This window comes from Candidatus Leptofilum sp. (assembly GCF_965223285.1).
GTDB lineage: Bacteria > Chloroflexota > Anaerolineae > Promineifilales > Promineifilaceae > Leptofilum.
The window spans coordinates 4,977,130-4,989,277 of record NZ_OZ244997.1 but is presented as its reverse complement, the minus strand read 5'-3'; the positions used below and the strand labels follow the sequence as shown (position 1 = coordinate 4,989,277).

The 12,148-nt window shown below is 48.4% G+C and carries 13 protein-coding genes; 3 read left to right on the top strand and 10 right to left on the bottom strand.

Going from position 1 to position 12,148, the window contains the following annotated elements; translation table 11 throughout:
* Positions 1–15: 15 nt before the first annotated feature.
* The 7 genes from ACOQPU_RS22470 to ACOQPU_RS22440 form a co-directional block, all read right to left on the bottom strand.
* Positions 16–1,062, bottom strand: a complete 1,047-nt coding sequence (locus ACOQPU_RS22470; protein WP_420642074.1) for a WD40/YVTN/BNR-like repeat-containing protein — start codon at positions 1,060–1,062, stop codon at positions 16–18.
* Positions 1,063–1,119: 57 nt separating this feature from the next.
* On the bottom strand, positions 1,120–2,658 hold the full coding sequence (locus ACOQPU_RS22465; RefSeq protein ID WP_420642073.1) for a complex I subunit 4 family protein: 1,539 nt from the start codon (positions 2,656–2,658) through the stop codon (positions 1,120–1,122).
* A 37-nt stretch (positions 2,659–2,695) separates the two neighbouring features.
* Complete coding sequence (nuoL, locus tag ACOQPU_RS22460) at positions 2,696–4,990, bottom strand: NADH-quinone oxidoreductase subunit L (protein ID WP_420642072.1); 2,295 nt, start codon at positions 4,988–4,990, stop codon at positions 2,696–2,698.
* 73 nt (positions 4,991–5,063) lie between these two features.
* On the bottom strand, positions 5,064–5,384 hold the full coding sequence (nuoK, locus tag ACOQPU_RS22455; protein ID WP_420642071.1) for an NADH-quinone oxidoreductase subunit NuoK: 321 nt from the start codon (positions 5,382–5,384) through the stop codon (positions 5,064–5,066).
* The gene (locus tag ACOQPU_RS22450; RefSeq protein WP_420642070.1) at positions 5,381–5,920 is read right to left on the bottom strand and encodes an NADH-quinone oxidoreductase subunit J; all 540 of its coding nucleotides are present in this window, start codon (positions 5,918–5,920) and stop codon (positions 5,381–5,383) included. Before ACOQPU_RS22450 ends, nuoK begins: the two co-directional genes overlap by 4 nt.
* A gap of 68 nt (positions 5,921–5,988) precedes the next feature.
* Positions 5,989–7,311, bottom strand: a complete 1,323-nt coding sequence (gene nuoH / locus ACOQPU_RS22445; protein ID WP_420642069.1) for an NADH-quinone oxidoreductase subunit NuoH — start codon at positions 7,309–7,311, stop codon at positions 5,989–5,991.
* A 12-nt stretch (positions 7,312–7,323) separates the two neighbouring features.
* On the bottom strand, positions 7,324–7,680 hold the full coding sequence (locus ACOQPU_RS22440) for an NADH-quinone oxidoreductase subunit A (protein WP_420642068.1): 357 nt from the start codon (positions 7,678–7,680) through the stop codon (positions 7,324–7,326).
* A 621-nt stretch (positions 7,681–8,301) separates the two neighbouring features.
* On the opposite strand from ACOQPU_RS22440, the gene ACOQPU_RS22435 reads away from it, so the two are divergent.
* The gene (locus ACOQPU_RS22435) at positions 8,302–9,018 is read left to right on the top strand and encodes a response regulator transcription factor (protein WP_420642067.1); all 717 of its coding nucleotides are present in this window, start codon (positions 8,302–8,304) and stop codon (positions 9,016–9,018) included.
* A 20-nt stretch (positions 9,019–9,038) separates the two neighbouring features.
* Here ACOQPU_RS22435 and ACOQPU_RS22430 read toward each other — a convergent pair whose 3' ends face one another.
* The 3 genes from ACOQPU_RS22430 to ACOQPU_RS22420 all read right to left on the bottom strand — a co-directional run bounded on the left by ACOQPU_RS22430 (position 9,039) and on the right by ACOQPU_RS22420 (position 10,844).
* Positions 9,039–9,992: a polyprenyl synthetase family protein gene (locus tag ACOQPU_RS22430; RefSeq protein ID WP_420642066.1), complete on the bottom strand. Its 954-nt coding sequence runs from the start codon at positions 9,990–9,992 to the stop codon at positions 9,039–9,041.
* A gap of 157 nt (positions 9,993–10,149) precedes the next feature.
* Positions 10,150–10,332 (bottom strand): hypothetical protein, encoded by a 183-nt coding sequence (locus tag ACOQPU_RS22425; protein WP_420642065.1) that lies wholly within the window; start codon positions 10,330–10,332, stop codon positions 10,150–10,152.
* A gap of 245 nt (positions 10,333–10,577) precedes the next feature.
* Positions 10,578–10,844 (bottom strand): glutaredoxin domain-containing protein, encoded by a 267-nt coding sequence (locus ACOQPU_RS22420; RefSeq protein WP_420642064.1) that lies wholly within the window; start codon positions 10,842–10,844, stop codon positions 10,578–10,580.
* Positions 10,845–10,981: 137 nt separating this feature from the next.
* On the opposite strand from ACOQPU_RS22420, the gene ACOQPU_RS22415 reads away from it, so the two are divergent.
* Together ACOQPU_RS22415 and ACOQPU_RS22410 are read left to right on the top strand one after the other, a co-directional pair.
* The gene (locus ACOQPU_RS22415; RefSeq protein ID WP_420642063.1) at positions 10,982–11,620 is read left to right on the top strand and encodes an RNA polymerase sigma factor; all 639 of its coding nucleotides are present in this window, start codon (positions 10,982–10,984) and stop codon (positions 11,618–11,620) included.
* Between the two features lie 153 nt (positions 11,621–11,773).
* A complete protein-coding gene (locus tag ACOQPU_RS22410) occupies positions 11,774–12,058 on the top strand; it encodes a zf-HC2 domain-containing protein (RefSeq protein ID WP_420642062.1) in 285 nt (94 codons plus the stop codon).
* The last annotated feature ends 90 nt before the right edge of the window (positions 12,059–12,148 follow it).

Here is a 12,148-nt window from a genome sequence, read left to right as displayed (position 1 = left end):
TCCTGAAAAAGATAGTTAATGAATCACACAACGCCAAAGGCCGCTATCTGTGGCTGCCCATAGCTCATTAAAGTTTGACGGATTAAGTGCTAAATGATTTACTCTAAACCCTAAGCCACAAAGGCCTAGCTGCGTCCAGCTAAGTCCATCATTGGAACTTATATACATTCCCGCATCGGTTGTACCCAGATAGAGTTTTGTCGGGTCATTGGGATCAAATAATAGGGCATTGGCATCAATGCCTTCCCACAAAGGCTGCCAATTTTCAGCCCCGTCATAACTCACATAAACACCTACCCTGGTCGCCGCATAAAGCCATTGCGTGTTATTGGGGTGAAAGACAAGTGAGGTCACATCACAAGCACAATCGGGTAGACCTGGCAAACCGTTTTTAGCTGGGTTCCAGGTTTCGCCACCATCTACGCTCTTCCAAACTCCGCCTCTCGTTCCCGCATAAATTATATTGGGATTAAGAGAATCGAAAACGAAGGTCAACGCATTGGTAAACACTGGCGAAACGATATCCCAAGTCCCACCTGCATCCACTGACTTGTACATTTCACCCCCATGAAATTCCCAATTCCCTGTACCTACAAACATAACAGTTGGCGAAAGCGGATGGATTGCCATGCTGTATAATAGGGGGGGAGAACTTTCCATTTGCAACCATATTTGCCCGTTATTAGACGATTGGAATACACCAAAGTTAGACCACGCAGCAACAAACCAAGTTGTGCTAGTAATAGGATGCACTTCTATATCATTGAATCGATTTGTAAAGGTTATCGTTTCATTCTTAACCCATGTCATGCCACTATCATTGGTTTCATATAAGCCGTCCAGGTAAACAGTAGCAAAGGCATGTTGCGGGTTAGCTGGGTCAAAAACCACATCCGTTACGTCACCATCCAAACCCAAATATTCCCATTCTGGTGGTCGGTAGTTGTTAAAAATCACCGGAAAATAAGTTGTCTGCGTAGCTGCACCTTCAATCTCTAACTGCTTTTCGGCAAATGGTGCAGCCAACGATTGCGCTACTTGATTCTGCAAACCATAAATCAAGGTAGCTGCTCCAACTAAAGCCAGTAGTAGACTGAATAACCTTTTCCACATTTGAATTTAGAACAGTTTCGTAATCGTGTCGTTAATAAAAACCAAAATCCACTGCGGCCAGATGCCTAAACTGAGCATAAGTGCCATCAGCGGCCAAATGACTAAATGTTCGCGCAGCGTCATATCCGGCAGGGATGCCCATTTTTCTTTTACAGGCCCGTGCAGCGTTTCGCCAATGCCTTTCAAAATGTAAGCGCCAGTCATCAGCAAACCGAGCATAGAGATGGCGAGCTGAACCGTAAAGAAGTTCCAACTGCCACGAACAATCATAAATTCGCTGACGAAGCCATTCAAACCGGGCAAACCAAGTGAAGCCATGCTGGTAAAAATCAAAATCGTGCCAAAGACGGGCATGATCGTCCAGATACCGCCAAACTCCTTCAAGTCTCGCGTATGGGCTCTGTCGTAGATGACGCCAACGAGGAAGAACATGCCTGCGGCCGAAAGCCCGTGGTTCACCATCTGGAAGACGGCACCGCTGGTGGCCATAATCGCATCGGTGCTGGCGGCGGGGTCGGCAAAGGAACGGCCGTAGGCAAAGGCCATCACCGCAATACCCAGCACCACAAACCCCATATGGTTAATGGATGAGTAAGCGACCAACCGTTTGAAGTCCCACTGCCCGAAAGCGGCAAACCCACCGAGTACGATACTTGCTGCACCGAGCCACGCCAGGATAACGGCCGTTTGGTTTGCCTGCTGCGGGAACAGCGGAATAACGAGCCGCACAAAGCCATAAGCACCCAGCTTCAGCAAAACACCTGCCAAAATCATCGATCCGGCCGTCGGTGCCTGCGTGTGGGCATCTGGCAACCAAGTGTGGAACGGCCAAATAGGCACTTTGATGGCAAAGGCAATGAAGAATGCCCAGTAAGCCACTGCCTTCACAACCCCTACATCCAAACCCGTGCCAGCCAACGTGCCGCTAGTGGTATTGACCCAAATATCCATAAGCGTCGGGATGTCAAACGTTCCCATCGACAAACCAATCACCTGGATAGAAAGCAATAAGCCTAAACTACCGGCCATCGTATAGATAAAGAACTTAAATGAAGCGTAATCCCTATCTTTACCGCCCCACAGCTTGATGAGGAAATACATCGGCACCAAGCCAAACTCCCAGAAGACGAAGAAAATCATCAAATCGAGCGAGGCAAATAAACCCAGCATGGCTGTTTCCATAATGAGGAACAGCACCATGTACATTCGCACCTTCTCTTCGATACTAAAAGAAGCTAATATGGCCAATGGTGTCAAAATGACCGTGAGCAAAAAGAGAGGTAGGCTGATGCCGTCAATGCCCATATGGTAATTGGCACCAATCGCGGGGAACCATTCAGTAAACACCTCAAACTGGATGTTCGCAGCAGCCCGATCGTAGTTGAACCACATAAGCAGCACCAGCACAATGGGCACCAGGCTCAACGCCAGCGTCAAGCGGCGGATCAAATTCTTTTCATCTTCTGGCAGCAAAAAGATAATGAGCGCAGCCAGCGCAGGAAAGAAGATGGTTAAATTCAGCAGGTTATCTTGAATAAAATCCATGTGAAATACCTAATTCTAAAAGGTTTTTAGCCCCTACTTATTGGAACCAACTCATGATTTGATCCGACCAACCAAAATTGATCAAGAATATAATCATGAAGGCCAGCGCAGCGGCGATGAGACCGGAAACCAGGACATATTCCTGCACCTTACCGGTTTGCAGTTGGCGCACTTCTCGCGTTACGGCCAGGAACTGGTCTTTCACCCAATCCACAGCGCGGCCAAAGACAGCTTCCTCGGTAGCTTTGGCACCACGCCCAATGGCATAGAAGACGCGGGCAACCAGATGAAGAATGCCATCAATAACACCTTTATCCATCACCTCAAACACAATCACTTCAGAGAAGTAAACTGCTGGGCGAATGAGAGCTGCCTGGTAAAGTTCATCCCAATACCATTTATTTTGCAAGAAGCGATGTAGGGGGCCAAGCGGCCGTATCAGTGGGTCTGGCTGGTCTTTGGTGAGCGGTTTACGGCCGTACATCAAATACCCTACAACAAGACCTGCCGACGCAACCACAATGGAAACAATCAACGGCACCCAACTCCAGGGCAGTGCCTCAATCTTGTGTGCCACCAGATGCAAATCATAAAGTTCAGCAATCTGTTCATCAATGGTTGCCCCAATGAAATGCTTAAAGGTGTTCACAAAAGTCGAGTATTTTTCAGTACCTAGGAAATTGTCAGGAATACCAAACCAGCCCGCTGCGATAGCCGGGATAGACAGCAGCACCAGCGGCAGCGTCATAAAGCCATTGCTTTCATGCGCATGTTCAGCCAGCGGCGTGCGGGGCTTGCCCAAGAAGGTAAGGCTTATCTGGCGCATGGTGTAAAATGCCGTCAAAAATGCTGCCAAGGCCAGCATAATCAGCACAATCAAACCAATTATCTTGCCATCGTTGTCCCAAACAAACCAGGCATCGGCAAAAATCTCATCCTTGGACCAAAAACCGGCGGTGATAAATGGCAAGCCAGACAGCGACATGCCACCAATCAAAAATGTCCAAAACGTAATCGGCATCTTTTTGCGTAAGCCGCCCATGTATCGCATATCCTGCGGGTCGGTGTGGTGATCATGCACATGCTCCGCCCCATGCTCCATCCCGTGAATGACGGAACCAGACGCCAGGAAGAGCAACGCCTTGAAGAAAGCATGGGTAATGAGATGGAAAGCAGCCGCAATGTAAGCACCAATACCAATGGCTGCTACCATGAAGCCAAGCTGAGAAATCGTAGAGTAAGCCAGCACACCCTTCACGTCGTTTTGGGCCACGGCTATTGTCGCAGCCATAAATGCCGTAAAGGCACCAATGCCGGCAATCACCCAACCAGCCCCCGTGCCTTCGATGGCTACAGAGATGAGCGGGAAAATACGGACAATGAGATAAACGCCCGCAGAAACCATTGCGGCCGCATGGATGGTAGCACTAACAGGCGTAGGGCCTTCCATGGCGTCTGGCAACCAAACATGCAAGGGGAACTGCGCCGATTTACCAACAGTGCCAGTGAAGATGAGCAACGCCATCACGCCCAACAAGCCCACGCCAATTTCCATAGCTGCATGTTCCAAGCTGTGCGCACTCAATGCTTCGCTAAAATTCAGCGTGCCAAAGGTGCGGTAGAAGAAAACGATACCTAACAGCATCACCACGTCGGCAACGCGGGTGGTCATAAACGCTTTAATTGCGGCCCGCCTGGGGGAGATGTGGGGAATGTCGCCGGGCTCCAAATGGTAATCACGCGCGTACCAAAATCCAATGAGCGAGTAGGAACAGAAGCCCATGATCTCCCAGCCAATGAAAAGCAAGAGCAGGTTGTCTGATACAACCAACAGCAACATCGCCCCTGCAAAAAGGCTCATAAGGGCAAAGAAGCGGGAGAACATCGGCTCTTCTTTGCCATGATTCGGTACGCCCCGCACGGTGCCCCGCGGATTGCCATAATTGTGGTAACCAACGCTGTAAATAAAAATCATAAATACAGCAAAGGGAACCATGAGGAGCATTACGGCCGTTAACGGATCCACCGATACACCTAATTCCAGCCAGGTACCCTCGGCAAAATCCCCAATCGGTAGCCAATCAACCGTGCTGGATATCTGCACCGGATGTTCTAACAGCTCATGTGGGTGGGTAATGTCATCGTTCAGGTAAATGCCAATCATATGAAAGGCAATCGTCCAGCTAAGCACCAACGCACCAATGACGCCAGCCCAGGCCAATCCCCAGCTTAATGTGCGGTTATTCTTGGTAAAAAGCACAATCAGGAAAAACACCAGCAGGGGGCCAACAGGAATCAGCCAAGTTAAAGTTTGTAATGTTTCTTGAGACATAAGGTGAAACTCTTCCCGTTGTTTCGGTTATTGGTAATCAGTAAAAACGGTTTACTGATTACTGAAAACTGAATTAGTTCTTTAGCAAATCCAACTCTTCCGCGATGACTGAATCTCGGCGGCGGTAAATTGATATGATGAGTGCTAGGCCAACGGCCGCTTCTGCCGCAGCCACCGTCAGTACAAAAATAGTCCAAGCCCAACCAATCGGGGGTGCACCCGGGTTCAATACGGAGCCGTAACGCCAGAATGCAACCAGGTTGATGTTCACAGCATTGAGCATGAGCTCAACCGACATCAAAATGGCCACCGCATTTCGGCGAGCCACAACGCCATATAGCCCCACGCAAAAGAGCAAGGCAGCCACCAGGAGGTACCAAGATAATGGAATCATGCTTCATCCTCCGAATATTCTGCTGGCCAGGCAACATAAATAGCACCAATGAGGGCAGCCAACAACAACACAGAGGCCGCGATAAAAGGAATGACGTACCCGCTCGGGCTTACAAAGGCTTCACCCAAGGCAGCAACCGCACCTTGCAACACGCTGTCCGGCACTTCAGGGCGACCGGTGACGGTTTCAAAACCCCACCAGCGCACAATGACCGAGGCGAGTAAAGCAAATGTGCCAACGGCCGTCAGCAAACCCAGCCCAGCTTGCGAATTAAAAGGGGCTTCGCGAGCCTGCATCATCCGGCGGGTTAACATGATGGCAAAAATGATCAAAATCGAGATGGCACCGATGTACACCAAAAGCTGTGCAGCCGCCAAAAACCCAGCGTCTAGCAAAATATACAGCCCGGCAACACCTAAAAATGAAGCCATCATTGCCAGGGCAGCGTGAAACAGATTGCGGTTCGTGACCACCACAATCCCGGTCCCAACTGTCAATAAACTAACTAAAATAAAACTAACTTGCTCAAGCGTCACTAGCCTACTCCTGATGAAGGCATAAAGTTTAATGGTGTGCCACAAGGAACACACCACCAACTGAAAATTTAATGTGCAGGTACCGGCTCATGATGATGGTCATGAGCAGGCCCCACTTCTTCCTCAACTGTAATGGGATCGCCCTCATTCTCTGCTACTGCCAATATCGGACTCGCCGTATTGTGCATCTTACGCTGACGACGCGCCGCCCGACGCAGCACTTCCAGGCCAGCAAACCCGATGATTAGGTTACTCACCAGGTGAACGGCCGCTCTCACCCAGCTACCTTCCGTAATGCCCGGAACCAAATCGAGCACCAGACGGTCCAGCAATGCTACCGCCAGCAATATAACCAGCGTCAGCGGGACCATGAATTTCCAGTTGAAGTTCAACAGTTGATCAATACGAAGGCGTGGCAAAGTCGCCCGTAGCCACATAAAGACGAAGAAAACCAAAGCACCTTTGAAGATAGAGATAAATAATCCTAATAGGCGACCTAGCTGGAAACCGTTAGCCAGAACAATCTCTTCCAATCCAAAGAAGCGATAACCACCCAGGAACGCTGTTGAGAACAGGAAGCACATAAACATAATGGCCATATATTCGGCCGCCATAAAGAGGCCAAACACCATACCGCTGTATTCAGTGTGGAATCCAGCCACAATTTCAGATTCAGCTTCGAGCAAGTCGAAAGGAGATCGTCCAGTTTCTGCCAATGCGGAAACAAAGAAAATTAGGGCGGAAATCGGGGCAAAGATGATAAAAGGGATTGCCTGTGCCTCTACCAACTGTGTCGTAGACAAAGACCTTGCCAAAATGATTGGCACCAGCAGCGAGAGAATCATTGGCACTTCGTAGCTCACCAATTGAGCCACAGCACGAAAAGCACCTAACAGCGCGTACTTGTTGTTAGATCCCCACCCCGCTAGCAAAATAGCTACGACAGATACTGAACTAATAGCAAGTATGTAAAAAATGCCTATGCTTAAATCTGTGCCAATAACACCAGGGGCAAAAGGTACCACGGCAAACAACAGAGCTGAGGTAGCCAAACCCAAAATCGGAGCCAAAAAATAAGCGGGTTTGTCTGCCCCGGCAGGCACGAGCAACTCTTTGGTAAGCATCTTGACCACGTCAGCAAACATTTGCAGCAAACCATATTTACCGCCAACCCGGTTCGGGCCGATACGATCTTGCATACGAGCCAATACTTTACGTTCTGCCAAACCTACAAAGAAAACAGAAACCAGTGGGATGGTAGCTACAATCAAAATGCCTAAGATGTCTAGCACAATGCTTACCCAGGGGTCGGTTCCCCAAACATTAGCCAAATATTCGCCAGCGGTAAGATCAAAAATGCTTGAAATAAACTCTAAAATGTTAAAGCTCATGTGCTAATCCCTTTAAATCCATTCCAAAACGCCACGACCCCAGGCATAAAGCAACCCATCGGCCAACAAGACAATAAACAAGATGGCTGCACCAATTGCAAACAGGCCGAGCTGGTCATAGGCGGCAGCGATTGGGAACAGGAAGACTGCCTCAATGTCGAAGATAACGAAAACCAGAGCGTAGATATAGTATTGAACCTTGAACTGGACCCAAGCATCTCCTACGGTTTCTACGCCACATTCATAGGTTTGCTGCTTAATAGGGTTGGGCTTTTTAGGGCCAAGAAGCCAATTGATGAGGATCGGTGCTACCGCTAATAGGGGAGCTATTACCACAAACAAGACAATAAATTGCCACTCACTTTGCACGGGTGTTCTTCCTCCACTCGATAAGATGGGCAGGTTTGGTGTGAATCAAGCTGTGCTTGTTTCTAAATGCAAACCATTACGCGATGCTAAAACAGGGTGTTGAAATAAAAATGGCGATTTGGACACGGCCGTTTTTCAACATTTTTAGCCGGTATTCAGCCGATAACAAAAACCCGGCAAAGCAGTGTAAATTTGTATCAATTTCGCTGCCTGCGGGTTCCTGTAGACATTGCCTTTTAATGTTCACAAACTATTTGTGAAATATATCCCATTTACCATCTCTGTTATAACACATGCAGATAACATGAGCAAAGGTAAATAAAGGTATAAAATTCTAACAGAAAAGAGGTGAGGGGCAATTTTTAGCCCAGATTTGGCAAACTGATTTTAGACTTACCAGCATCATTTCTTTGGCCTCAAGCTGACACTTTTGAAGCAGCAAATTCGCCCAAATTGGTGCTATTCACGCTTTTTTTCACTTTATCTTACGGCCGTATTCAGTTATACTTGCTCAAATCTTACAGCTTGTAAGGGAGTCATCCCAGCTAACAATACCGACCATTTACCAACATCCAACACCAATTCAAAAGTTCAAAATACCAAAATAAAAGAAGACGCCCTATGCTTGACTCGCCCATTGAATCACAAAAAATTATTGCTGTAGACGACAACGCCTTTACGCTGCGGATTGTGCAGCATACGCTGGAGCAGGCCGGTTATCAGGTAATGACGGCCGCTTCTGGCCAGGATGCCCTCAAGTTAATCAATCGTCATGGTATGCCTCATCTGGCCATTGTAGACCTGCATATGCCTGTGATGAGTGGTTTTGAATTTTGCCATGCGGTGCGGGAATTTAGCGACATGCCGATTATTATGCTAACGGCCGTAAATACCGAAGAAACCATCATCGAAGGGTTGGAACAGTACGCCGAAGATTATATCGTGAAGCCATTTAACCCAGAGGAGCTAAAAGCACGCGTGGGCCGCGTGCTGCGCCGCATGGGAGATTACAACTACACCTTAGAATCCACAACCCGCATTGATGATCGCCTGATGGTCAATTTCCCCAATCGTGAGGCACTGGTGGAAGGAGACCCCGTTTCGCTGACCCCCACTGAAACGAAGCTGCTTTACATTCTCGTGCGCAACTCTGGCCGCATTGTCACCACAGACTTTCTACTAAACCGCATCTGGCCCATGGAGGAAGCACAAGAAGACCGTCTGCACGTTCACGTTCACCGGCTGCGTCGCAAAATTGAGGTCAATCCCAACGAACCTACTTACATTGTGGCTGAGCGTGGCACAGGCTACCGCTTTACCTCTGTCAGCGAAGAATAATCTCGCCAAATATGCTTGATCTAAACCAGCAAAGCCGCTGCCAGCTCCTTCGGTAGCGGCATTTTGTTTTCTTCTAGCAGCTCAAACAGATGCACCACGCGTTCAGACAAGAATTGCTGTAACAACATTGGCTGCTCTAAATTGCAGGCATCCAAGATGGCGCGTGCCTCCTGCGCGATTTGCACCATGTGGTACACACAGTAGCTGGCCGCACCGCTCTGCAACAAAATCTGTTGGGCCTCTTCCAACACGTCTGGCTGGTTGATATTGGGCAACAATGCTTCAAATCTGGCACGGTCTGGATGGTCTGCCACCCGCGCATACAAAATTGCCAAATTGCCCCCACTCCGTTGCCAGTCGGGGCTGGCTGGTGCTCGGTACACATCAGCCAAATCGTCACTCACCTGAATGAGCTTGCCAATAAGCTGGCCAAACTGGCGCAGTTGGCGGGCAACGGCCGTATCGGCACCTCCAGCCAACGCCCCCAAATAAAACCCGGCTTGATAATACGGCGTACTCTTCGCTTCCACCGTTGCCCAATAATGCGCTTCACTCAGCACATCCTGAACATCTAAATGTTGCCCCTGTGCGGTTTTCAAGTTTAGATGAATAAGTTCTGCCAGCATTAACGGGATGTTCGGCCCCGTCATCTCTTGCACAAGGTGGTACGACAATGCCTGAAATGCCAGTGCCAGATTTGCCGATACGCCTTCCCCCAACGTTTGGTACAAACCCTTGGGATCATCGTCCAAAATATCGTCAACCAAAACAATGCTTATGTAACAGCAAGCAACGGCCGTTACCAACGGCACCAATTGCTGTACATCCCCCCCCACAGCTCTGCAAGACAGTTCGGGCAGACGCCAAGACCCAGGATTTTTATCATAATGACGCCACACATTCTGCATGGCTGGCCATGCAGCCACCTCTGGCTGCCGCAAAAAAGTAGCTTGAACCTCTGCCACATCGATCATCTTTTTACTGCCTTTGCAAAGCAGAACATCTTTGGCCGAAACCAAAGAATTAATTGGAGAATATTCCGGGGATTAGATAGAAAAGATAGATAATGATTGTATGCAGCCGACCTCTGCACACAATGCACAAAAATTGAGGGGAAAATCTAAGAAGAGCCTATCCTGGTCCCCAATCCCAATACCAACCCCAGGCATCTGGCTTACGCAAGGCAGACAACTCCTTATGGTTAGATACTTTGGTCAATTGACGTAGGGAGGCCAGTAAAGAATCTTCACTTTTACCAGTTTGTAACAATTCGTTGAATTTTTGGATCGACATTGACTTTTTCATATCAGACATATCTCCTGCAAACTACTGAGCTATACCATCTACTGAAAGTCGGTCGGGAACTCCAGGTGCCAACACGATGAGGGGAGCAGCTATTACGGCACATGATAGTAACAGCTAAAATGTAAGTACAGCTATTATATGCAATACACCTGCCTTTTGCATTGAAGCAAGATGAGAAACACACCGTTTTGGGCATATATTGCAGGCAATTTACAGTTGGTTTGTAGCATGCTAAATGTTTCTCAAAACGGCAATTACAGTTCCAGCCCCACCTTGTCTGCCAGTTGGCGGTTACTTGGCTCCACCAAGATGCTGCCATCAGGAAAAACAATAGTGGGCACCACCCGGTGACCCTGATTGACCTGCTTCACAAATGCCAACCCTTCCGAATCCGCTTCCACATCAATATTAGTATAGGAAACGCCATACTCATCCAGCAGATATTTTGCCCGATGACAATCTGAACACCACCTGGTGGTGTACATGATGATTTGGGCATTTGTCGTTTGTTGTTCACTCATCTTACCTTCTCCGTAATGTCGTGCACCTCGTTGGCAACATTTGGGCAACAGTGCCTCTAATTGGATGTGCACTTAATCATAGCTAAAAACCGGTTTGCTACCAGCCACAACCATGAAATTTCGGTATAATAAAATGCGTGACTACTAAACGAACCAATGACCAATGGCTGGCTGAACTTCAGCCAGAGCACCCTAATTACGATACGGCCGTTGCTGATCTCAGCCTGATTTTGACAAACGGACTCAGACGCGGATTACTCGCCAGAGTCAACACCTCTGCCCCAGAGTTTCACACCCAGGCCGACGATTTTGCCCAGGAAGCGGCCCTAAAAGTGCTGGATAATCTGGACAGCTTTGCCGGGCGCAGCAAATTTACCACCTGGGCACATAAAATCGCTGTCTCAGTGGCCTTAACAGAGCTGCGCCGCAAACGGTGGCAAGATAGCTCCTTAGACAGCCTCACAGAGTCAGATGGTGGCGGTGACTACACCCCTAGTTTTGTCGCTGACCAAGCCCCCAGCCCAGAAAATCGCACCGCCCGCACTGAGTTACTCGGTTACATACAAAATCTCATAGATAAAAATTTGACTGAGCGGCAAAGAACCGCCCTCGTTGACTCTGTTATTAATGGCAAAACAACCAATCAGATTGCCCAAGCACTAGAAATGAAGCCAAACGCCGTCTACAAACTCCTGCATGATGCCAGAGTCAAATTAAAGAAAAGCCTGGCGAAAGATGGTTACACACCAGGAGATATTTTGCAGGTTTTCGACTAAAAACTTCTTGAAGGCAACAAGTTTTTTGCAGCAGGTAAGAAGTGCACGAGCAAGACCATCAAATAAGGCAAGAACGAAAAGCAACATCTTAGTAAAGTAACCATGTCTATTTGGAACCAGATCAAGAATCTATTTAGTAGATCAAACCCAGTTATGAACCAACCTCATGATCCCGCCGCTGGCGAGACGGCCGTTCCTGCCCTGAATCAGCAAAATATGGTAGACCTGATGCATCGTCTGGAAAAGACGATGGAAGGCAGCTACTCATGTGATGAGGCATATGCCTTGCTGGATGAATATGTTGAGCTAGTGGCGGACGACGAAGAAGCCAAAAAACTGATGCCGATGGTCCAAAATCACCTGGATATGTGCCCCGACTGTCGTGATGAGTTTGAAATGCTGCTGCAAATCCTAAAAACGGCCGATGCCGAAGCGTAAGCAGCAACACCCCCACTTCCTGAAAAACGCTCCCTTTTACAAGTATGAATCGATTAAAAACCGCCGCAGAGGAAACGCACTCTGAGGATT